General features: G+C 46.4%; 16 protein-coding genes and 2 pseudogenes. 8 read left to right on the top strand and 10 right to left on the bottom strand.

Features of this window, described 5'->3' with window-relative positions:
* Positions 1 to 5: 5 nt before the first annotated feature.
* The 5 genes and pseudogenes from zinU to AC0OMU_RS12885 form a co-directional block, all read right to left on the bottom strand.
* A complete protein-coding gene (gene zinU / locus AC0OMU_RS12905; RefSeq protein ID WP_015382729.1) occupies positions 6 to 1,199 on the bottom strand; it encodes a zinc metallochaperone ZinU in 1,194 nt (397 codons plus the stop codon).
* A gap of 27 nt (positions 1,200 to 1,226) precedes the next feature.
* Positions 1,227 to 1,409: pseudogene (locus AC0OMU_RS12900) on the bottom strand (hypothetical protein).
* 221 nt (positions 1,410 to 1,630) lie between these two features.
* Positions 1,631 to 2,215 carry a L,D-transpeptidase gene (locus AC0OMU_RS12895; protein ID WP_015382728.1) on the bottom strand — a complete coding sequence of 195 codons (585 nt, stop codon included), beginning with the start codon at positions 2,213 to 2,215 and terminating at the stop codon, positions 1,631 to 1,633.
* Complete coding sequence (folE2, locus tag AC0OMU_RS12890; RefSeq protein ID WP_015382727.1) at positions 2,212 to 3,126, bottom strand: GTP cyclohydrolase FolE2; 915 nt, start codon at positions 3,124 to 3,126, stop codon at positions 2,212 to 2,214. The genes AC0OMU_RS12895 and folE2 overlap by 4 nt, the downstream gene beginning before the upstream one ends.
* A gap of 116 nt (positions 3,127 to 3,242) precedes the next feature.
* Positions 3,243 to 4,448 (bottom strand): MFS transporter, encoded by a 1,206-nt coding sequence (locus tag AC0OMU_RS12885; protein WP_003246358.1) that lies wholly within the window; start codon positions 4,446 to 4,448, stop codon positions 3,243 to 3,245.
* Between the two features lie 179 nt (positions 4,449 to 4,627).
* Between AC0OMU_RS12885 and nasB the strand changes: the two are divergent.
* From nasB to cobA, 5 genes and pseudogenes are all read left to right on the top strand, one after another.
* Positions 4,628 to 6,942: pseudogene (gene nasB, locus AC0OMU_RS12880) on the top strand (assimilatory nitrate reductase electron transfer subunit NasB).
* Positions 6,943 to 6,948: 6 nt separating this feature from the next.
* On the top strand, positions 6,949 to 9,081 hold the full coding sequence (nasC, locus tag AC0OMU_RS12875; RefSeq protein WP_015382724.1) for an assimilatory nitrate reductase catalytic subunit NasC: 2,133 nt from the start codon (positions 6,949 to 6,951) through the stop codon (positions 9,079 to 9,081).
* A gap of 120 nt (positions 9,082 to 9,201) precedes the next feature.
* Positions 9,202 to 11,619 (top strand): NADPH-nitrite reductase, encoded by a 2,418-nt coding sequence (gene nasD / locus AC0OMU_RS12870; RefSeq protein WP_063336032.1) that lies wholly within the window; start codon positions 9,202 to 9,204, stop codon positions 11,617 to 11,619.
* Positions 11,620 to 11,650: 31 nt separating this feature from the next.
* Complete coding sequence (gene nirD / locus AC0OMU_RS12865) at positions 11,651 to 11,971, top strand: nitrite reductase small subunit NirD (RefSeq protein ID WP_003246252.1); 321 nt, start codon at positions 11,651 to 11,653, stop codon at positions 11,969 to 11,971.
* A gap of 60 nt (positions 11,972 to 12,031) precedes the next feature.
* Positions 12,032 to 13,483 (top strand): uroporphyrinogen-III C-methyltransferase, encoded by a 1,452-nt coding sequence (gene cobA, locus AC0OMU_RS12860; protein ID WP_309529882.1) that lies wholly within the window; start codon positions 12,032 to 12,034, stop codon positions 13,481 to 13,483.
* Positions 13,484 to 13,514: 31 nt separating this feature from the next.
* On the opposite strand, the gene ffoR is transcribed toward cobA, so the two are convergent.
* Positions 13,515 to 14,525, bottom strand: coding sequence for a ferredoxin--NADP(+) reductase (gene ffoR / locus AC0OMU_RS12855; protein WP_474241224.1), 1,011 nt, complete (start codon positions 14,523 to 14,525; stop codon positions 13,515 to 13,517).
* A gap of 165 nt (positions 14,526 to 14,690) precedes the next feature.
* On the opposite strand from ffoR, the gene AC0OMU_RS12850 reads away from it, so the two are divergent.
* The 3 genes from AC0OMU_RS12850 to AC0OMU_RS12840 all read left to right on the top strand — a co-directional run bounded on the left by AC0OMU_RS12850 (position 14,691) and on the right by AC0OMU_RS12840 (position 17,391).
* A complete protein-coding gene (locus tag AC0OMU_RS12850) occupies positions 14,691 to 15,545 on the top strand; it encodes an alpha/beta fold hydrolase (protein WP_041517642.1) in 855 nt (284 codons plus the stop codon).
* A gap of 99 nt (positions 15,546 to 15,644) precedes the next feature.
* The gene (locus tag AC0OMU_RS12845; protein WP_080030627.1) at positions 15,645 to 16,529 is read left to right on the top strand and encodes a permease; all 885 of its coding nucleotides are present in this window, start codon (positions 15,645 to 15,647) and stop codon (positions 16,527 to 16,529) included.
* Between the two features lie 4 nt (positions 16,530 to 16,533).
* The gene (locus AC0OMU_RS12840; RefSeq protein WP_015382717.1) at positions 16,534 to 17,391 is read left to right on the top strand and encodes a TIGR03943 family putative permease subunit; all 858 of its coding nucleotides are present in this window, start codon (positions 16,534 to 16,536) and stop codon (positions 17,389 to 17,391) included.
* Positions 17,392 to 17,427: 36 nt separating this feature from the next.
* Here AC0OMU_RS12840 and putR read toward each other — a convergent pair whose 3' ends face one another.
* From putR to putB, 4 genes are all read right to left on the bottom strand, one after another.
* Entirely contained in the window at positions 17,428 to 18,663 is a 1,236-nt protein-coding gene (gene putR / locus AC0OMU_RS12835; RefSeq protein ID WP_015382716.1) for a proline utilization transcriptional regulator PutR, read from the bottom strand.
* Positions 18,664 to 18,814: 151 nt separating this feature from the next.
* Positions 18,815 to 20,269 (bottom strand): sodium/proline symporter PutP, encoded by a 1,455-nt coding sequence (gene putP / locus AC0OMU_RS12830; protein ID WP_072173908.1) that lies wholly within the window; start codon positions 20,267 to 20,269, stop codon positions 18,815 to 18,817.
* A 90-nt stretch (positions 20,270 to 20,359) separates the two neighbouring features.
* A complete protein-coding gene (gene pruA, locus AC0OMU_RS12825) occupies positions 20,360 to 21,907 on the bottom strand; it encodes an L-glutamate gamma-semialdehyde dehydrogenase (RefSeq protein ID WP_003234655.1) in 1,548 nt (515 codons plus the stop codon).
* Positions 21,908 to 21,923: 16 nt separating this feature from the next.
* A complete protein-coding gene (gene putB / locus AC0OMU_RS12820) occupies positions 21,924 to 22,835 on the bottom strand; it encodes a proline dehydrogenase PutB (protein ID WP_080030710.1) in 912 nt (303 codons plus the stop codon).
* Between the last annotated feature and the right edge of the window lie 143 nt (positions 22,836 to 22,978).

Here is a 22,978-nt window from a genome sequence, read left to right as displayed (position 1 = left end):
TTTTTCTATTGATTCAGCTTCCATTTAAACGGGTCCTCAAACAGCGACCAGTCGGAATCAAATTCATACTCAGTCAGCAGGCATTGATCAAGCTCTTTCGTGATCGTTTCTTCATCCAGGTCAGTTCCGATAAAAACTAGCTGCGTTAGGCGGTCGCCGAACTCCGGGTCCCACTCCTCCAGGATTTCCGGCTCCTGCTGTTTGACTTGCTCCTGCTCAAGCTTCGGCAGCGCCGCCACCCAATAAGATACAGGCTCAATCGTAACCGAAGGACCTGCTTGCGACATCAGCAAAGCGAGGTTGTTATGAGATGCGCACCAGACGATTCCTTTGGCACGAACCACGTTCTTTGGCATTTGATCCATCCATTGATAAAACCGTGTAGAATGAAACGGCAAACGTCTCTTATATACAAATGAAGAGATACCGTATTCTTCTGTTTCCGGGGTGTGTTCCGCATGGCCTGCCGTCAGCTCTTGAATCCAGCCGGCCGATCCGCTCGCTTCCTCGAAGTTAAATAATCCTGTATGCAAAATCTCCTGCGGTTTTACATTTCCTTTGACGGAACGAATGAACCTGGCTCTTGGCTGCAGTTTACGAAGAACGTTTTGAAGCTGTTCGAGCTCTTGCTCGCTGACCAAATCACATTTATTTAAGATCAGTACATCGCAAAACTCAATTTGATCGATCAAGAGGTCGGCGATTTCTCTTTCATCCTCTTCCCCCAATGCTTCTTTGCGGTCCAGAAGGCTTTCGCCTGACTGATAATCATGCCAAAAACGGTTGGCATCAACCACTGTCACCATCGTATCCAGCTGACAGAATTTTGTAAGATCGATTCCCATCTCTTCATCGATATAAGAGAAAGTCTGGGCCACCGGGATCGGTTCGCTGATTCCGGTCGATTCGATGACGATATAATCAAACCGTCCGTCTTTTGCCAGCTTCTCAACTTCTATTAATAAGTCTTCGCGAAGCGTGCAGCAAATGCAGCCGTTTGACATTTCCACAAGCTTTTCATCTGTTCTGGAAAGGCCCCCTTCCTGCTTAACCAAACCCGCGTCAATGTTCACCTCGCTCATATCGTTTACGATAACCGCTATTTTCAAGCCTTCGCGATTTTGCAGAATGCTGTTCAACAATGTTGTTTTTCCCGCACCGAGATAACCGCTCAGTACGGTAACCGGAATTTTTTTCATAATAATGCCTCCATTAAAATAGAATGATTACGATTTAAATTGAATACTTCGCCGTATGTACAATGGTGTAGAGCAGCTTTTCGCGCTCATTTCTCGCTGCCGCCCGATTTATAAATCAGTAAAGGCTCCAACCGCGTTTAATCCTTTTCCCCATCGCAAATACTTGCCTACAATCGGAAAACCGCAGCTTGCATAAGGCAATTGCTCCACTTGCGTTGCTGAACCGATGGAAAGCGCAAATATCTCATCAGAAAGTAGCTTGGGTTTCGTTTCCAGTTTTCAAGAGACGCTTCATGGGGATCAATGACAGCAAGATCCTTAGCCTTTCCGCTTTTCACAGATACAGCCAATGATAAGCCATTTCTCACAAAACGTAATTGTTACGATTTAAATTGTATGGTCTTTTTTCCTTTTTGTCAACGGTTTTCAATTCAGCTGATCACCACTTTTGTATGTTCAGGGATATTTTCATATACCCATTTCGCATCTGGAATGGTCAGCCTGATACATCCGTGAGATGCTTTCGTTCCTAGTTTTTCTGCTTCCGTTTTGATGACTTTTTGATCCTTAGTCATTGGCACACTATGAAATAGAAATTCACCGTGATTTTTCCATGATACCCAGTATTCTGCGCCTTCCTGGTATCCTTCGGAGAAAAACCATTCTCCCCGTTCAGGCTCTACATAAAAGGTGCCCTTTGGCGTAGCATCATCTTTTGTTTGATCAAGACCAGAAGAGATCATCATTGTATAGATGGTGTTGCTTCCTTCCTTGATGTAAGCCTTCTGCTCCTTCACATTCACATCAATCCAGACATGCTTCTGTTTAATATCCGGGTATTCTCCGCCCGAAGGCTTTGTCCAATCAATGCTTGTTTTTGCTGTTTTTCGAACGTCCGTTATGTTTTCGACCGTTTTCTTTGTATTGATACTTGCGTGTTCTTCTGCATGATCGGAGCAGGCTGACAGCAGGCAGGCTGGCATAAGAACTGCAATAATGAATAATGAGAGTTTCATATTTTATCCACTTCCTTCGAAAAACACAGCTTCGCATAGGCATCGTGGAGATGGATCGATTCTTCATTGCGGCATTCAATCTCAAAGGCTGACACCCATTCAAGCTCAAACAAATCTGCAGCAATCAGCCGGGCGAGATCCTCAACAAACCTCGGATTTTCATAGGCCGTTTCTGTCACGGCTTTTTCATCAGGCCGCTTCAATACCGGATGCAGTCTCGCAGAAGCATTTGATTCTGCGGCGTGAAGCAAATCAGCTTTAACATCACTTGGCAGCGATGCGGCCGGATGAATATCCGCCCAAATGCTGACCGTTCCCCTCTGATTATGGGCACTGTATTCGCTGATTTCCTTGGAGCAAGGGCACAGAGTCGTTACTTTTGCTGAGATGCCGGCACGCTGTTTAAACGGCTGATCTTTGCGATAGGTGACAGACATGAATATATCAGCATGCATCAAACCCGCTTTCTCAAGCTTCGGGCTTTTCCGTTCGAAAAACCACGGAAACCTCACTTCAACTGTGGCAGATGATATGTCCATGTTTTCTGCAAGCTCTTTCGCAAATTGTTGAAGAGAGGAAAATGAGAGAACCCAGCCGTTTTGATGATAGACTTGCAGCAGCTCTGTTAACCGGCTCATATTAGTCCCCTTCTGATTTCTCGGCAAATTACAAGTCATTGTAAAGTTCGCAGCCGTTGTTTGCTCGGCAGGCATCATGGCAGAAGTGATTGTGACTGGATGGGACACATTAGCGACACCTACATGCTGAATGTCAAAAAAATAATCCTTCCTGATATTTTGCAGGTCCTTCATTTTCTCTTTTTCCACTGGTTTCTCGCCTTTGATCGGACTGACCGATCCAAAGTATTGAAGACGCTCCGTTTTTTTCGGGAGCAGCGTATGTTGATTCATTCAGAAAACTCCTCTCACTAACAAATCGTAATAATTACTATTTATTTTGATCGGTTCACTGTTGAAAATCAAGAGAAAATAAAAAAGACACGCACAAATGCGTGTCCGTCAAAATCCTAAACATCCGCCGGGCTGCTTTCCGCGCTCCAGCTTTTCCGCCAGTAATAGCCTGCGGCAAGGACAAGTGCAAACGCCAGCAGCGCGATACAGGAAAACGTGATAAAACCGATAGCATATGTGCCTGTCATCTGTTTGAGAGATCCTAAGATGTTCGGCAGGAAAAACCCTCCGATTCCTCCGGCCGCACCGACGATTCCCGTCACCATGCCAATTTCTTTGCGAAAACGCTGCGGCACGAGCTGGAATACTGCACCGTTACCCATTCCGAGCCCCATCATTCCGACAAACAATAGAACAATAACCATTGAAAGAGATGGCAGGCTGCTGACTCCGGCCATACACAGTGCCACGATGACAAACAGTACAGAAAGAACTTTCGTGCCGCCGACACGATCCGAAATCAAGCCCCCGACAGGCCGGAAAAAGCTCCCCGCCGCCACACATAATGTAACGAAGTCGCCCGCGTGAATTTTTGACAGCTGGTATTGATCAACAAAGAAAATTGATAAAAAGCTTGAGAGCCCGACAAATCCGCCAAATGTGACGCTGTACAGCAGGCAGAAAAACCATGTTTCCTTTTGCCCGAACACATGCAGATAGCTTTTGAGCGGCTGCGGAGACGGCTGTGCAGGAGAATCCTTTGCCATGGATACAAAAAGAATAAAGACGATCAATAATGGAATAAGCGCAATTCCCATGACAATGTGCCAGCCGAACTGCTCTGCCAGACGAGGGCCAAACAGGGTTGCAAACAACGTGCCGCTGTTCCCCGCTCCAGCAATCCCCATCGCAAGTCCCTGCAAATGAGGAGGATACCAGCGGCTGGCCATAGGCAGCGCTACAGCAAAGCTTGCCCCCGCCACGCCAAGCAGAATCCCGATGGCATACAGTTCAGTCAGGGAACGGCCGCCGAATGTCCCCCAAAGCAGCGGAATCATCGTCACCAGCATCCCGATCACTGCCGTTTTTTTCGGTCCGATTCTGTCCGTTAAAATACCAAGAATGATACGAAACACTGATCCAGATAAAATCGGCACAGCTACGACAAGCCCTTTCTCAAAAGGAGACAGGCCAAAATCCTGAGAAATATAAACACCCAGCGCCCCAAGCATAACCCATATCATAAAACTGACATCAAAGTATAAAAAGGAACAGAGCAACGTGAGTGGATGACCGCTAGTTTTCAGTTCCGACAGCTTCATAAGATTCCCCTTTCTAGACCCTCATTATTTTACATTTTCTGAATCAAGGATATAGGACCATTATTTTCTGGAAAAGACATGTGTAAGTTTTTGTGACACGTTTAATGCGTTAACAGTGCATTGTGACATAATTTTTAATAGGAGAAAACTTACGAGCTTCGCCAAAGGAGGTCTGATACATGAAGAAACAAAGATTGGTGTTAGCGGGAAACGGCATGGCCGGAATCCGCTGTATTGAAGAAGTATTTAAGCTGAATCGCCACATGTTTGAGATTGTCATTTTCGGAAGCGAGCCGCATCCCAATTACAATCGCATTCTCTTATCCTCTGTATTGCAGGGTGAAGCGTCACTCGATGACATTACACTGAACAGCAAGGATTGGTACGACAAGCACGGGATCACGCTTTACACAGGCGAAACGGTTATTCAAATTGATACAGATCAGCAGCAGGTCATAACGGATCGCAAGCGCATCCTGTCTTATGACAAATTCATTGTGGCAACAGGTTCCTCCCCTCATATTCTCCCTATCCCCGGGGCAGACAAAAAAGGTGTCTATGGATTTCGGACAATAGAAGACTGCCAAGCGCTGATGAAGATGACTCAGCACTTTCAAAAGGCTGCGGTAATCGGAGCCGGCTTATTAGGACTGGAAGCTGCAGTCGGCTTACAGCATCTCGGTATGGATGTCAGCGTCATTCACCACTCCGCCGGCATTATGCAAAAACAGCTCGATCAAACAGCGGCGCGGCTGCTGCAAACAGAGCTGGAACAAAAAGGCCTAACCTTTCTTTTGGAGAAAGACACCGTCTCCATTTCCGGCGCCACCAAGGCAGACCGAATCCATTTTAAAGATGGCTCTTCATTAAAAGCAGACTTGATTGTGATGGCGGCCGGCGTCAGACCGAATATTGAATTAGCTGTATCCGCTGGAATCAAAGTGAACCGCGGGATCATCGTGAATGACTTCATGCAGACAAGCGAACCGAATATCTACGCCGTCGGTGAATGCGCCGAACATAACGGAACGGTGTACGGATTGGTGGCACCGCTTTATGAGCAGGGAAAAGCTCTCGCCAGTCATATTTGCGGCGTTCCATGTGAGGAATATCAAGGCTCAGCACCATCTGCGGCTTTAAAAATAGCTGGAATCGATGTGTGGTCAGCAGGAAAGATCCAAGAGGATGAACGCACGACGAGCATCAAAATCTACGACGAACAAGCAGGCGTTTATAAAAAAGCGCTTTTTGTAGATGACAAACTGGCCGGCGTTATTTTATTCGGAGACACCCGTGACAAGCAGCGGCTTCTCGACAGCCTGCTTAAACAACGAGACATCTCCATTGTCAAAAAGCAGATCATCGAACCAGAGACAAGCGGCCCTTTATTTGAATCCATGCCTTCCAGTGAAACGATTTGCCAATGCAACACAGTGACGAAAGGCGCGATTGAAGACGCGGTGCACACGAATAGCTTAACAACTGTTGAGGAAGTCAAGCACTGCACCAAAGCCACTGGGTCCTGCGGAGGATGCAAACCGCTCGTTGAAGACCTTTTGAGGCACATGACCAACAGCGAATATACGAAGCCCGCCGGCACACCTTCGTTTTGCAGCTGTACTGATTTTACAGAAGACGACATCATCGCTGAGCTTCAGCGCAGGCCATTCACTAATCCGGCAGAAGTGATGAACCAGCTTGACTGGAAAACAAAAAAAGGATGCAGTACTTGTGTTCCTGCGATTCAATACTATCTGGAAATGCTGTACCCCGGGTTTGTCCAGCCGGAGCCAGCCACTGAAGAGGCATGCATCCTGATTCCGCAAATGTACGGCGGACGGACAAACGCGGAGCAGCTAAGAACCATCGCCAACATCATTGAGGCATACAGCATTCCCGACGTATCCATCACTCACGGCCAAAGGCTGAAGCTTTCCGGGATCAAGCCTGCGGATCTCCCGAATATAAAAAAAGACCTGAAAATGCCCGTTTACACCAATGAACACCGACACGCGCTGCAAAGCATCAAAGCATGTACATGCGGGCAAAATCGATCGATTCAGCAGCTGGCAGCCCAAATCGAAAGACAACTTGAGATGCTTCCCTTACCCGCTCCCATTTCTATCAGCTTATCATGTGAAACAGACTGCACCCATGCCGCCCTGCAAGATGTCGGCGCAATTCGGACACAAGCTGGCTGGGACATTTACATCGGCGGCGTCCGGGGAACTCATGCCCGTTCAGGAGCTCTGTTTTGCGTGACTGAGAATGAAGACAGCACTGCCGGCATGATCAAAGGACTGATCCAGTATTATCGGGAAACGGCTCATTACTTAGAAGCTGTTCATCAGTGGATAGACCGTCTCGGGATCGTTCATATCAGAGAAGTGCTATTCGAAGAAGACCTAAGGGCACAGCTGCTGGAAAGCCTCCAAACAGATCTGTCACTGATTCAAAACCCGACTGTAGAGACGGCGCATATAAGAAAGGATGAGGCATTTTGACTGAACGACTGCTTAGATATTTCCGTGATAAACAGCAAGACGTCCAATCAGAAAAAACATATGACACTCAATGCCCGTTTTGCAGCATGCAGTGCAAAATGCAGCTCGTGGAACAAACCATCGTCACGCGCAAAAAATACACTGCGATCGGGATTGATAATCCTACAACACAGGGTCGGCTATGCATGAAGGGCATGAATGCTCACCAGCATGCCTTGAACTCCTCTCGCATCACCCGCCCTCTGCTGAAGAAAAACGGCGAGTTTATCCCTGTTTCCTGGGAAGAAGCATTGAATTACATGAAAGACCAAGTGACAATGATCCAAGCAGAACACGGCCATGATGCCATGGCGCTATACGGAAGCGCCTCGATTACAAATGAAGAGGCGTATTTGTTAGGGAAATTCGCACGGGTGGGCTTACAGACAAAATACATCGACTACAACGGGAGGCTTTGTATGTCCGCCGCAGCAACCGCAGCCAACCAAACATTCGGCGCGGACAGAGGCTTAACGAATCCCTTATCAGACATTCCCCACACCCGTGTGATCATTCTGGCCGGCACCAATATCGCGGAGTGCCAGCCTACGATTATGCCATATTTTGAAAAAGCGAAAGAAAACGGAGCTTACATCATTGCCATTGATCCGCGTGAAACAGCGACAACAAAAATCGCCGATCTTCATCTGAAAATCAAACCCGGCACAGACGCCGCTCTTGCCAACGGCCTCGTCAAAATCATCATTGACGAACAGCTTATAAACGAGGATTTCATTCAATCACGAACAAATGGATTCGAAGAGCTGAAGCAGCATACTGACTCGTTGGACCTGAATGACATCGCCGAACAGACGAGTGTCCCGCTGGTGGATATAAGAAAAGCTGCTGTAAAGTTTGCCAAGGAAACGTCCGGCATGCTGTTTACAGCCCGCGGGATTGAACAGCAAACCGATGGAACAGCGGCTGTGAAAGGCTTCTTAAACATGGTGCTGATCACAGGGAAAATCGGCAAGCCTTACTCAGGTTACGGGGCGATCACCGGACAAGGCAACGGGCAAGGTGCAAGAGAGCATGGCCAAAAAGCCGATCAGCTTCCGGGCTATCGATCTATTGAAAACGAACAACACCGGGCACATGTTGCGAAAGTGTGGGGAATCCATCAGGATGATCTGCCGCGAAAAGGTGTCTCAGCCTATGAAATGATGGAAAAAATCAACGACGGCGACATCAAAGGATTGTTCCTCATGTGCTCCAATCCTGCTGTCTCCAGCCCAAATGCGAATCTCGTGAAAAAGGCTTTAAGGAAACTGACATTCTTTGTTGCAATCGATTTGTTTATTTCTGAGACTGCGAAATACGCAGATGTGATTTTACCCGCCTCCTCTTACTTAGAAGATGAAGGCACCATGACAAATGTAGAAGGACGCGTGACATTAAGAGAAGCAAGCCGGCCATGTCCCGGCGAAGCAAAGCATGATTGGCAGATCATTTGTGATCTCGCATCCGCTCTCGGCAAGGGCCGCTACTTTTCTTATACGTCAGCGGAGGATATTTTTAATGAATTGAGAGAAGCGAGCCGAGGCGGGATTGCCGATTATTCAGGCATCTCATACGGCAGGCTCAGACGTGAAGGCGGCATTCATTGGCCGTGTCCGGAATCTGATCATCCCGGAACTCGGCGCTTGTTTACAGAATCATTTGCTCATCCGGATCAAAAAGCGGCATTAAGTGTGATTCCAAACGAACCGCCTGTTCCAAAAGAGAAGCCGACAGCCGATTATCCGCTTTATTTAACGACAGGCAGAGTCATGTCTCACTACTTAACAGGCGTCCAAACAAGAAAAAGCGCCGCCCTTGCCGCGAGACATTTTGAATCGTTTATGGAAATCCATCCGCAAACAGCAGCGACCTACAATATCGAGGACCGTGTACTGGTAAAAATAGAATCGCCGCGGGGAAGCATCACCGTCCGCAGCAAATTATCAGAACAAATCAGAAAAGATACCGTTTTTGTTCCCATCCATTGGGCAGACGCTCAAAATGTGAATGATTTAATCGGGGAAGCCTTAGATCCAGCCTGTAAAATGCCCGGTTTTAAGGTATGTGCCGTCCGAATCAGACCTATTTAAATTTTTCATAAAATTTTTAGAACTTTTCGTATATTTTGTTACATTTTATAACATGTATCTTAAATATTCCTTTTTGCTGTGCTACGCTGGAAAAAACATTGATAAGGAGCGGATCATCTGATGGGAAAAAAACAGCTAGTTCTTGTTGGTAATGGAATGGCCGGGGTAAGGGCCATTGAAGAGATACTGAGTGTTGCTAAAGACGAGTTTCAGATCACAATTTTCGGTGCCGAACCGCATCCCAATTATAACCGAATCCTTTTGTCAAAAGTGCTTCAAGGCGATACAGATATTAAAGATATTACGTTAAACGATTGGGACTGGTACAAAGAAAACAACATTCAATTGTATACAAATGAAACAGTCATCAAAGTGGACACGGAAAACAAAACAGTCATCACAGATGCAGACAGAATCCAGCCTTACGACGAATTGATCCTGGCAACAGGCTCGCTCCCTTTTATCCTTCCGATTCCGGGCGCAGACAAAAAAGGCGTCACAGCTTTCCGGGATATAAAAGATACAGACACAATGCTCGCCGCGTCAAAACAATATAAAAAAGCAGCCGTCATCGGCGGAGGACTTCTTGGTTTGGAAGCAGCTCGCGGACTGCTGAATCTTGGCATGGATGTGTCCGTCATCCACCTTGCCCCATTCCTGATGGAGCGCCAGCTTGATGCAACGGCAGGACGCCTGCTGCAAAACGAGTTAGAAAAACAAGGTATGACCTTTTTACTTGAAAAGCAAACCGAAGAAATTGTCGGTGATGACCGTGTCGAAGGCCTCCGCTTCAAAGATGGCACAAGCATTGAAGCTGATTTAGTCGTCATGGCTGTCGGCATTCGTCCGAATACAACACTCGGGGCCGAGAGCGGCATTCCGGTTAACCGCGGCATCATCGTCAACGATTATATGCAGACTGAAATCCCGCACATTTACGCGGTCGGCGAATGTGCCGAGCACCGCGGAATCGCCTACGGGCTTGTGGCGCCGCTCTATGAACAGGCAAAAGTGCTGGCAAAGCATATTTGCGGCATCGAAACAAAACCGTATGAGGGCTCCGTTCTCTCCACACAGTTAAAGGTATCAGGCGTCGAGGTCTTCTCTGCCGGTGACTTTAACGAATCAGAGGAGAAAAAAGCGATTAAAGTCTTCGATGAGCAGGACGGCATCTATAAAAAAATCGTCCTGAGAGGCAATCAAATTGTCGGTGCTGTTTTATTCGGCGACAGCAGTGAAGGCAATCGCCTGTTTTCTATGATTCAAAAAGAAGCCGATATCTCTGAAACCTCTAAAATATCAATCTTACAGCCTCTCAGCCAAGAAGCAGGCACAAGCATTACCGCAGCGATGAGCGACGATGAAATCATCTGCGGCTGCAACGGCGTGTCAAAAGGTGCGATTATTCAAGCCATACAGGAAAAGGGCTGCTCGTCAACGGACGAAATCAAAGCATGCACTGGCGCATCCCGCTCATGCGGAGGCTGTAAGCCGCTCGTAGAAGAAATCCTCCAGCATACGCTCGGATCAGACTTTGATGCGTCAGCGCAAAAAGAAGCCATTTGCGGCTGCACCACATTGTCGAGAGATGAAGTCGTAGAAGAAATCAAAGCCAAAGGGCTGTCACATACAAGAGAAATCATGAATGTGCTCGGCTGGAAAACACCAGAAGGCTGTTCCAAATGCCGGCCGGCTCTGAACTACTACTTAGGCATGATCAATCCAACCAAATACGAGGATGACCGGACATCCCGCTTTGTTAATGAACGAATGCACGCCAATATTCAAAAAGACGGAACATACTCAGTCGTTCCTCGGATGTACGGCGGCGTGACCAACTCCACAGATTTGCGCAAGATCGCCGATGTCGTTGACAAATATGAGATCCCGCTCGTGAAAATGACAGGCGGCCAGCGAATTGATCTTATCGGCGTGAAAAAAGAAGACCTTCCGAAGGTATGGGAAGATCTTGATATGCCGTCGGGCTATGCGTACGGAAAAACGCTCCGCACAGTGAAAACATGTGTAGGCGAGCAATTCTGCCGCTTCGGCACACAAGACTCCATGGCACTGGGCATTGCGCTTGAGAAAAAATTCGAAGGGCTGAACACGCCGCACAAAGTCAAAATGGCCGTGTCTGCCTGCCCGCGAAACTGTGCGGAATCCGGCATTAAGGACCTTGGCGTTGTCGGCATCGACGGAGGCTGGGAGCTTTATGTCGGCGGAAACGGCGGAACCCATTTGCGTGCCGGCGATTTGCTGATGAAGGTGAAAACAAATGAAGAAGTCTTAGAATACGCAGGCGCTTACCTGCAATATTACAGGGAAACCGCAAACTATCTGGAGCGTACGTCCGCATGGCTTGAGCGCGTCGGTTTATCCCATGTCCAATCCGTGTTAAACGATCCGGAAAAGCGGCAGGAGCTTAACGACCGAATGAATGAAACACTCTCTGTCCACAAGGATCCGTGGAAAGACTTTTTAGAGGATAAACAAACCTCTAAAGAATTATTTGAAAATGTCGTGACCACATCATAATGACAAAAACAATCATTGAGGAGGAATGGACATGGTAAACAAAGACGTAACAAAAGTATGTATCGGAAAAATTGAAGAATTGCCTGAACAATTAGGCAAAACAGTGTATATTGAAGATAAGGAGCTCGCGGTTTTCAAGCTTTCAGACGGAAGCATCCGCGCCATCGAAAACCGCTGTCCGCATAAAGGCGGCGTCCTGGCAGAAGGCATCGTCAGCGGTCAATATGTTTTCTGCCCGATGCACGACTGGAAAATTTCCTTAGAAGACGGAATCGTCCAAGAACCTGACCACGGATGTGTCAAAACATATGAAACGCTGATCGAAGGAGAACATGTTTATCTCGTATATTGATCAAAAGACCGGATCACTTTTCTAGTGGTCCTTCATTTTTTACAGTGACGGAAGGATGACATGATCATGAAGAACGGAATCGTATATTTCGTGGGAGCCGGACCCGGCGACCCAGGCCTGCTCACCATCAAAGGAAAACAGGCGCTCGAGGAAGCAGATGTGATTTTATATGACCGGCTCGCCAACCCGAAGCTGCTCGAATTTGCATCACCGGATTGTCAGTTTATTTATTGCGGAAAACTGCCAGACCGCCATTTTATGAAACAAAAAGAAATTAACGCCCTGCTGGTTGAAAAAGCATTAAATGGGTTAACCGTCGTTCGCTTGAAGGGCGGAGATCCGAGCGTATTCGGCAGAGTCGGCGAGGAAGCAGATGCTCTTCATGAGCACGGCATTCGCTATGAAATGGTGCCGGGAATCACCTCTGGAATTGCAGCGCCGCTATATGCGGGCATCCCCGTCACGCATCGGGATTTTGCATCGTCTTTTGCCATGATTACAGCGCATGATAAATCATTAAAAGGCACGCCGAACCTTGACTGGGAAGGGCTTGCACGAAGCGTACAAACCCTTGTTTTTTACATGGGTGTCAAGAACTTGTCTTATATTTGCCAGCAGCTTATTTCATACGGGAAATCACCTTCTGTCCCTGTCATTGTCATCCAATGGGGAACGTGGGGCCGCCAGCGGAGTGTGAAAGGAACACTTGAGAACATCCAGCAAAAAGTGCAGGAACACCAGATTACAAACCCCGCGATTATCGTCATCGGAGACATCGTCAACTTTCAAACACACAGCTGGTTTGAAAGCAAACCGCTCATCGGACGGCATTTGATGGTTGTGACTCATGGCGAAGATGAAGACCCGCTTGCAGACAAGCTGCGCGATTCCGGCGCCGATGTCATCGAGTGGCCGAAATGGCGGACCGAAAACATGCCAGTCAATGAAGAAATTCTTCGAAAGATTGGCACCTTTGAAGACGTTTTTTTCACATCGCGCCGGGCGGTTTGTGAATTTTTCAGAGCACTGGCTTCTCAGAAAATCGATATCCGCCAGTTGACAGCCAAACTGAGTGCAGCATCTGAGCAAGCAAAGACAGAGCTTGAGAAACGGGGCTTTCTTGTCACCGCCATTGAGCCTGATTCAGAGAAACGTCTTGTTGTCGGGAGCCGCCATGCAGTGGAAAACATGCAAAAGCATGAATCCTGTTCGTTTTATATCACTCATGAAAACGTCATAGATGACCGGTTCACCCACATGATTCAGCGTACCATCAGTGAATCCCCGCTGCACATGGTCATTTGCCCGAACAAGCTGTCCGTTCAGCAATTGATCAATACTGGCGAACAAATTGGCATGTCGCCGGAACCGTCAGCAAGCCGGCCTCCTATCGTCTGTTTAGGCGATGACTCAGCTGCCGGGGCTTATGGATTCACAGCCATCCAAGAACAGGATGAATTGTTTGCTTTCATCCAAAACCAACAAGCGGAAAGAAAACTCCTTCACAGCTGATGGCAAACAGCCCTTTCCCCCAAGGGCTGTTTTATTTATGTACCAATTTTTTATGATGGGTTGAATACATCGCCATATTCTCAGCCTTAGGATCCAAATAAGCCTTAGCGCTGTTGACTGCTGTCGGGCCTTCAGTAAAGCCGCCGGCAATTAATCTCAGCTTGCTTTCATAAAAAGCCGCGTCGCCCGCCACAAAAACGCCCGGAAGATTCGTTCGCATATGTCTGTCGGCTTTCACCCTGCCTTCTTCAATCTCCAGCCCCCACTCCATCATCGGCCCGAGATCAATTTTGAAACCATGATTAATGATCAGCTCATCAACCTCTATATCTTCCCTTTGGCCTGATTCAGTATGACAAATCGTCACGCTTTTGATGCGCTCTTCATCGCCGCTCAGCTGCTCCAGACAATAAGGAGTAAGCACCCGCACCGATGATTGTTTCATTTTCGTCACGCTGCTTTCCATTCCTCCGAATTCCTCGCGGCGATGAACGACAGTCACAGACGCCGCGAGCGGTTCAAGCTCATTAGCCCAATCAACCGCAGTATCTCCGCCGCCTGATATCACCACGCGCTTATCTTTAAACGCATCGAGCTTCTCCACTCCATAATGAAGATTTTTGCCCGCATATCGGGCCGCATCCTCGCTGTCAAACTCATTGACCTCAAGCGTCCCCATGCCGCAAGCCAAAATCACAGTTCTTGTATAGTGCTTTTCCCCTTCAGAACCCGTCAGTACAATGGTGCCGTCATCCAGGCGTTCAAACCCGGTCACACGCTGATTCAATACGATATCAGGATCAAACGTTGTCGCCTGCTCCTTCAGCTGCTCGATCAGCTGCTTTCCCGCAATCCCCGGTATGCCGCCGATATCGCGAATGATTTTCTCAGGAAAGAATAAAGACACCTTCCCTCCGAGCTTCGGCAAAAATTCGATTACCTTTGTTTTCAGCTCCCGCATCCCGCAGTAAAAAGCAGTAAACAGCCCAATCGGCCCCCCGCCTATAATCGTAACGTCATATACCTCTTGATTCTCAGCCATGCGTCCTGCCTCCCGTTCGTTCACATCTATATTAAAATTTTAATTGAGAATGAATATCAATACAAAGTATATCATATTTCAAGGGCCTTTGTTTATTCATTTCTTCTACCTTGTGGTCAATTGCTGAAAACTCTATAATAGGCAAAAAACAAATGGGTGAAACAGATGAAAAGACGAGTCGAAACGATCACCTTCGATGGCCGTACACTAGAATATTCTGTGACAGGCAAGGGAACCCCAATCCTTGTCATGCATGGCGGGCATTCAAATTGTTACGAGGAATTCGGATACACAGCGTTGATTTTGCAAGGGTATTCCATCATTACGCCTTCAAGGCCCGGCTATGGACGAACGTCAAAAGAAATTGGAAAAAGTCTTGCCAACGCCTGCCGTTTCTATGTGAAATTATTAGATCATCTACAAATCGATAGTGTCCATGTGATCGCCATCTCAGCAGGAGGGCCGAGCGGCATATGCTTTGCCTCACATTATCCGGAAAGAGTAAATACATTGACCCTGCAATCCGCGGTCACCAAAGAGTGGCTCACCCCAAAAGACACTGAATATAAATTGGGGAGAATTCTCTTCCGCCCGCCGGTGGAAAAGTGGATATGGAAGCTGATTTCTTCTTTGAATAACGCTTTCCCGCGTTTGATGTTTCGAGCTATGAGCCCCCAATTCAGCACCATTCCGTTTCAGCGAATCAAGTCCTTGATGGATGAAAAAGACATAGAAGCATTTCGGAAAATGAACAGCCGGCAGCGCTCGGGTGAAGGATTTCTGCTTGACTTGTCACAAACCGCCGCTGTCTCTTCAAAAGAGCTGCAAGCCATCATATGTCCGGTGCTGATTATGCAAAGTGTTTATGATGGATTGGTTGACTTGTCACATGCACATCATGCAAAAGAGCACATTCGTGGCGCTTCTCTCTGTTTGCTTCACTCATGGGGGCATCTGATTTGGCTCGGAAAAGAAGCTGCAGAAACAGACAGTATCCTGCTCGGCTTTTTGGAATCCTAACCAAAGTGAAACGATCCTTTCCCCTCCTCCGTCAAACAAGCAGTGCCTTTTTTTCTGGTATCATAAGAAAGGCAGCTTAACATGAGCGGAGGTTTTATTGTGACAGCACAATCATCTTTTCTTCAGCTGAATTCTATTTTTATCAGCATTTTAATAGAAGCCATTCCGTTTATTCTGATTGGCGTCATACTTTCCGGAATCATTCAAATGTTTGTTTCTGAAGAAATGATTGCAAGAATCATGCCGAAAAACCGTTTTCTCGCCGTTTTATTCGGTGCGCTGGCCGGCGTTTTATTTCCCGCCTGTGAATGCGGCATCATCCCGATTACGAGGCGGCTTCTGTTAAAGGGAGTTCCTCTGCATGCGGGCGTTGCTTTCATGCTGACCGCGCCTATCATTAATCCTATCGTTTTATTTTCTACTTATATTGCGTTTGGGAATAGATGGAGCGTTGTCTTTTACAGAGGCGGACTGGCTCTCGCCGTTTCGCTGATCATCGGGGTCATCTTATCCTATCAATTTAAGGATACCCAGCTTTTAAAGCCTGATGAACCCGGGCACCACCATCATCATCACCACACCCTGCTTCAAAAGCTGGGAGGGACCTTGCGTCACGCCATTGATGAATTTTTCTCCGTGGGAAAATATTTAATCATCGGCGCCTTTATCGCAGCCGCTATGCAGACGTATGTCAAAACATCCACTCTGCTTGCGATCGGGCAGAATGATGTATCCTCTTCACTCGTGATGATGGGACTGGCGTTTGTCTTGTCGCTTTGTTCAGAGGTCGATGCGTTCATCGCGTCTTCCTTCAGCAGCACATTTTCATTAGGCTCGTTAATCGCCTTTCTCGTCTTTGGCGCGATGGTGGATATTAAGAATCTATTGATGATGCTTGCGGCCTTCAAAAAACGATTTGTTTTCCTGCTGATTACGTACATTGTCGTGATTGTCTTAGCGGGATCACTACTGGTAAAGGGGTGATTGGATGTTTCGTCTATTGGTGCTGATGGGATTTACGTTTTTCTTTTATCATCTGCATGCCTCAGGAAATCTAACAAAATATATCAATATGAAATATGCCTATCTTTCCTTTATTGCGATCTTCCTGCTGGCCATTCTGACAGTCGTTCAAGCATATCTATTTATCAAGTCGCCTGAAAAAGGCGGGCATCACCATGACCATGATTGCGGGTGCGGCCATGATCACGAGCATGACCATGAACAAAACAAGCCATTTTATCAGCGTTATTTGATTTATCTTGTTTTTATTTTCCCTTTAGTGTCAGGCATCTTCTTCCCGATTGCGACGCTTGACTCATCCATTGTTAAAACAAAAGGGTTCTCGTTTAAGGCGATGGAGAGCGGAGATCACTACTCCCAAACACAGTATTTGCGTCCTGATGCCAGCCTGTATTACGCGCAAGACAGCTATGACAAACAAATGAAACAGCTGTTTAATAAGTATTCCAGCAAAAAAGAGATTTCTCTGACCGATGACGATTTCCTAAAAGGAATGGAAACCATCTATAACTATCCGGGTGAATTTCTCGGACGGACGATTGAATTCCATGGATTTGCTTACAAAGGAAACGCAATTAACAAAAATCAGCTGTTCGTATTAAGGTTTGGCATCATTCACTGTATCGCTGATTCCGGCGTGTACGGGATGCTTGTGGAATTTCCGAAGGACATGGACATCAAGGATGATGAATGGATTCACATTAAGGGCACTCTGGCCTCAGAATATTACCAGCCATTTAAGTCAACTCTCCCTGTCGTCAAAGTAACTGACTGGAATACCATAAAAAAACCTGATGATCCGTATGTTTACAGAGGATTTTAAGTGAAGACGAAACCAGTACAAGTACTGGTTTCTTTTTTATTTCTTTTTCATCAGCATCAAATCGAGATAGAGCTGGCACCGCGTTCTGAAATCGCTTAAATCGATCGACGTCATCTCAGTAATCTGTTTGATGCGGTAATTCAATGTATTTTGGTGAATAAACAGCTGTTCTGCCGCTGGTTTTGTTTTGCAGTTGTTGAGGAGATAGATTTCCAAGGTTTTGAGCAGCTCAGTGCTGCTTTCTTCGTCTTTCGCTTTTAATAAAGCTAAATCTTTATTCTCGTATTCTAAAAATTCATTTTTCTGTTCGATGCTTTCTAAATAGCGGTAAATGCCGAGTTTGGCATATTCATATGGAATGTTTTCCTGATTGCCGGTGATTTCTGCGGCTTTGATGACTTCAAGTGCTTCTGTGTAACTCTTGCCAAGTTTTAATAGGTGATTATATTCGTTTCCGATACCGATATAAATAGGGGTAGGTATTTTTTGAAAGTGAAAATGTGTTAACAGCTTGTTAATAAACTCAGAAGCTGCTGAGGAGACGGAGCTTTTTTGGGAAAAACTCGCTACGACGATGACAATATTTGATTCGATCGTTAAGACATGACTGACCTTATCCCGTAAATTCAGGTACGACCTGATATTTTCCTTTAGATCCTCAACCGCTTCCCCATCCCCATTTGCGGCGTGCAGGATAACAACTGAAAACATGGAAGGCAGCACGGTGTTGATCCTTTCAGCTTCCCGTCTGAGTTCCTTCTCAGAGGTAAATTGCTGATAGATCGCCCGTTTGATGAGATTCTCTGCTTTTTCTTCCTTTTCCTGTTTCAATTTATTCGTTTTATAAATGATTTTCCCGACATGGAAGGAGGTCTCGTACAAAAAGTCGAGCTCTTCATCCGTCAGATTTTGGTCCAGCTCCTGTATCCAGATGTAGCCCATGACTTCCCCTTTGTGCTTTGCACTCACGACCACCCTCTGGTTTAACCCGATGCTTTCAATTTTATTGACGCGAAAAGGCTCAGGCTCTGTTTTCAATTTTTCAATAATTCCGTCCTTCAGAAACCTCTCAAAAATCTGGACCGGACACTTTTTCGAAAAAATAGTCTGCTGGTTGGCAGAATCAAAATGGTTAATATAGTAAGAATTATAGGCTAACAAAAAGAAATCCGCGCTTTCCAGTATCACTGGCTTTTGCAGTTCATAGCTAATAAAATCAATCAGCTTATCAACATCTGAAAATGAAAAAACTCTCTCTAAAAGCTCTTCCATACCTTTTTCTCCTATACTTTTTTACTTTAATCATATCCATACGGGGTCTTTTTGTATAGAAAAAAATACGTTTGTTTCCAAAAGAAAAAAATGGCCGCTTAAAAGGAGAAAAGAGGAAAAAGGGACAGCCCCTTCCTCCTCCTTTCGATCTTTATTGTGACATTGTATCTTGGTAGTCGTTGAACTGGTCTGTGACAGCTTGTGACGGAGCCTGCGTCAATATGCTGACAAAAAAGACAGATAATAGACTCGCAGCAAAACCAGGTATCATTTCATACAGAAAGTCCGAAAGACCGGCATTCGCCCAAATGATTACAGTCGCTGCTCCCACAATCATGCCGGCGAGTGCCCCCCATTTGGTCATTCGTTTCCAAAACAGACTGAGCAGTACAACTGGCCCGAATGATGCACCGAAGCCCGCCCACGCGTAGCTGACCAATCCAAGGATGGTGTTATTTTTCTCCCAAGCCAGAACCAACGCGACAATTGAAACAGCCAGAACAGCCAGTCGGCCTAAAAACACCAGTTCTTTATCTGAAGCTGAGCGTCTGAACATCGACTTATACAAATCTTCTACCAGAGAGCTTGATGTCACAAGCAGCTGAGAAGAAATGGTACTCATAATCGCAGCCAAAATCGCTGAAATCAGAAAACCCGTGATAATCGGATGGAACAAGATATTCCCTAACTGAATAAAAATCGTCTCAGGGTCCTTCAGTGTCATGCCGCGCTGATGGTAATAAGCGATTCCGCCCAAACCGGTCAGCACTGCGCCTACTGCAGACAAAATCATCCAGCCCATCCCGATTCTGCGCGCTCTTTTGATCTCTTTGACAGACGTGATCGCCATAAAACGCACAATAATATGCGGCTGGCCAAAGTATCCCAGCCCCCAGGCAAACAAAGAAATAATGCCAAGGACGCTCGTTCCTTTGAAAATATTAAACATATCAGGGTCTACAGAGCGGATTTCAGCAACTGTATCACCTGCTCCTCCTGTGTGGAAAAACGTAACGATCGGCACAAGAATGAGTGCGGCAAACATAATGATCCCCTGAACAAAATCTGTCCAGCTGACTGCCAAAAAGCCGCCAAACAGGGTATATGCCACAACAACACCCGTCACAATCCACAGGCCGGTGTGATAATCCATCCCCAAGATGCTGTTGAATAAGACGCCGCCGGACACCATTCCGGACGATACATAAAACGTGAAAAAGACTAAAATGACAATTCCCGAAAACAGTCTGAGAAGCTTTGTTTGATCTCCGAAGCGATTCTCCAGGAATCCGGGAATTGTAATTGAATTCCCCGCTTTTTCAGTATAGGTTCTCAGCCGCGGCGCAACGTAGAGCCAGTTCGCCCATGCTCCAAGGCAAAGTCCGAACACAATCCAAACTCCGCTCAGACCTGTTGAAAACATGGCGCCCGGGAGCCCCATTAGCAGCCAGCCGCTCATATCGGCAGCGCCGGCACTGAGAGCGGTTACTGCCGGACCCAAAGAGCGTCCTCCCAGCATGTAATCCGTCAGATTCGACGTACGCTTATAAGCAAAGTAGCCGATCAGCAGCATTCCCGCCATATAAATACAAATCGAAATAATCAGCTGTGTGTTTTCTATGGCACTTCCTCCTCTTTTTTATAGTATATGGATGAAATGGACACCCCCGCAGGGAGGATGCCCATTTAGTCCCGCTTAGAACATTTCACTGATTGTTTTTGCTTGCATATGCAGAGCCAAGTAATCCGGCCCGCCTGCTTTTGAATCCGTTCCCGACATTTTGAAGCCGCCAAACGGATGGTAGCCGACGATAGCACCTGTACAGTTGCGGTTGAAGTATAGGTTTCCGACATGGAATTCCTGTTTCGCACGCTCGATGTGCTTGCGGTTGTTTGTGATAACCGCGCCTGTCAAACCATATTCAGTATTGTTTGCCACTTCTAAAGCTTCATCAAAGTCTGACACTTTACAAAATGCAACGACAGGTCCGAAAATTTCTTCCTGCATGAGTCTTGCTTTCGGATCAAGGTCAGCGAAGATCGTCGGTTTGATGAAGTATCCTTTCGAATCATCACCAGTACCGCCGCTTACTAAACGCCCTTCCTGTTTTCCGATCTCAATATAGCTCATAATTTTATCATAAGAACCTTGGTCAATGACAGGTCCCATATAAACATCTGCACTGTCAGGTTTAGCTGTTACTTTTGATTCCGTAATTTCAATGACACGCTCTAATACTTGATCATACACTTTTTCATGAACAACTGCACGTGAACCTGCAGAGCATTTTTGTCCCGCAAAGCCGAATGCTGAAGTAAAGATCGATTGAGCCGCTAATTCAATGTCCGCATCCTCATCAACAACAACCGTATCTTTACCGCCCATTTCAGCGATGACACGCTTTAAATGCTGCTGGCCCGGCTGAACCTTCGCCGCGCGTTCGAAAATTCTCGTACCAACTTCTCTTGATCCCGTAAATGTGATAAGGCTTGTTTTCGGATGGTCAACAAGATAGTCGCCTACTTCCGCTCCGCTTCCCGGAACAAAGTTGACTACGCCTTTTGGCAATCCGGACTCTTCAAGCACCTCAACAAATTTTGCTGCAATAACAGGTGTAGCACTCGCAGGTTTCAGAACCACTGTGTTTCCAGTAACGATCGGCGCCACTGTTGTGCCTGCCATGATCGCAAACAAGAAGTTCCAAGGCGGGATCACGACTGTCACTCCAGTCGGCGTGTATACATATTGGTTTTTCTCGCCTTCACGGCTGTTGACCGGTTTGCCTTTTGCCAGTTCGATCATTTGGCGTGCATAATACTCCATGAAGTCGATCGCTTCAGCCGTATCGGCATCCGCCTCGTTCCAAGGCTTTCCTGCTTCTTTCACAAGCAAAGCTGAGAATTCATGTTTTCTTCTGCGGACTTTGGCAGCAGCGCGGAACAGGACAGCCGCTCTCTCTTCAGGAGACGTGTATCTCCACTCTTCAAATGCTTTTGCAGCCGCTTGAATCGCTTGCTCAGCGTGCTCTTGAGACGCTTTTGACACTCGGCCGACGACTTCTTCTTTATCAGCCGGGTTGATTGAAACGATTTTCGCTTCCGTTTCCACTCTCTCGCCGTTAATGACAAGCGGATAGTCTTTTCCTAAATATTCGCTTACTGTCGCAAGCGCTTTTTTAAACGCTTCCACGTTGTTTTGATCTTGGAAATTTGTGAATGGCTCGTGTTTGTAAGGTGTTGTCATGATAATCTCTCCTTTTTTACTTCTTTGTCATTCCTTTGAAAGCAAATGCAATGTTTGACGGACGTTCTGCAAGGCGTCTCATAAAGTAGCCGTACCAATCCTCGCCGTATGGCAGGTAGACTCTCATGTTATAACCTTCTTTTACGAGGCTGAGCTGGGTTTGCGACCGCATGCCGTACAGCATCTGAAATTCAAACTTGTCATGGGCAATGCCATGTTCCTTGGCAAGCTGCTTTGTAAAGTCGATCATTTTGTCGTCATGTGTGGCAATCGCTGTATAGTGACCGTTTAAGAGCTGCTTTCGGATGATTTTTTTGTAATTTTCATCGACATCGCTTTTCTCCGGGAAAGCTACTTTTTCTGATTCTTTATAAGCTCCTTTTACAAGGCGAAGGAACGGGTTTAAAGAATCCAAATCGTCAATGTCTTTTTCCGTCCGGTACAGATAGGCTTGCAGCACTGTGCTCACATGCTCGTATTTCTTTCTGAAATCTTTGAAAATATCAAGCGTTTTCTGGCATCTGACTTCGTCCTCCATGTCAATGGTGACCATGATTTTATGTTTCTCGGCCGTCTGAAGGATTTTTGTCATATTTTCATACACCAAATCCATATCTATATCCAAACCTAAAGACGTCATTTTTAAAGAAACGTGTGAGTTCAGCTCCTGATCCGCGATGGTCGCAATGGTTTGAATGCACTCTTCCGTACGCTCCCGTGCGACCTCGGCGCTGTTCACGAACTCGCCTAAATGATCGACAGTAACTGACAGGCCTTGGCTGTTAAGCTGTCGAATGGTCGGGATTGAACTGTTAAAGTCATTCCCGCCGATAATTTTACCCGCTGCTACCCGGCTTCCCCAGTTCCTCGCCATTTTATTGAGAAAGCCGCTTTTGGATAAAAATAAGAAAAAATCTCTTGTGATCACTTCCAACCTCAACACCCCGCAATCTAAGAAGTATTTGTATGAGTTTATTGTAAATGGACAAAACCGGCGTTCACAATATTCTCAAAATACAAAGATTCTGATTATTTTTGTGGATTTGCCACAATCAGATAGTTAGAAAGTCG

This window comes from Bacillus sp. FAU18, assembly GCF_056033885.1.
This window is presented reverse-complemented; position numbering and strand designations above follow the sequence as displayed.

Bases quoted from the DNA above. Each gene is read 5' to 3' on its own strand.
- putR (WP_015382716.1), bottom strand. From the start codon at position 18,663: ATGGAAGAGCTTTTAGAGAGAGTTTTTTCATTTTCAGATGTTGATAAG.
- pruA (WP_003234655.1), bottom strand. From the start codon at position 21,907: ATGACAACACCTTACAAACACGAGCCATTCACAAATTTCCAAGATCAA.
- nirD (WP_003246252.1), top strand. From the start codon at position 11,651: ATGGTAAACAAAGACGTAACAAAAGTATGTATCGGAAAAATTGAAGAA.
- folE2 (WP_015382727.1), bottom strand. From the start codon at position 3,126: ATGAATCAACATACGCTGCTCCCGAAAAAAACGGAGCGTCTTCAATAC.
- zinU (WP_015382729.1), bottom strand. From the start codon at position 1,199: ATGAAAAAAATTCCGGTTACCGTACTGAGCGGTTATCTCGGTGCGGGA.
- cobA (WP_309529882.1), top strand. From the start codon at position 12,032: ATGATCATGAAGAACGGAATCGTATATTTCGTGGGAGCCGGACCCGGC.
- ffoR (WP_474241224.1), bottom strand. From the start codon at position 14,525: ATGGCTGAGAATCAAGAGGTATATGACGTTACGATTATAGGCGGGGGG.
- AC0OMU_RS12885 (WP_003246358.1), bottom strand. From the start codon at position 4,448: ATGAAGCTGTCGGAACTGAAAACTAGCGGTCATCCACTCACGTTGCTC.
- nasD (WP_063336032.1), top strand. From the start codon at position 9,202: ATGGGAAAAAAACAGCTAGTTCTTGTTGGTAATGGAATGGCCGGGGTA.
- AC0OMU_RS12850 (WP_041517642.1), top strand. From the start codon at position 14,691: ATGAAAAGACGAGTCGAAACGATCACCTTCGATGGCCGTACACTAGAA.
- AC0OMU_RS12895 (WP_015382728.1), bottom strand. From the start codon at position 2,215: ATGAAACTCTCATTATTCATTATTGCAGTTCTTATGCCAGCCTGCCTG.
- AC0OMU_RS12840 (WP_015382717.1), top strand. From the start codon at position 16,534: ATGTTTCGTCTATTGGTGCTGATGGGATTTACGTTTTTCTTTTATCAT.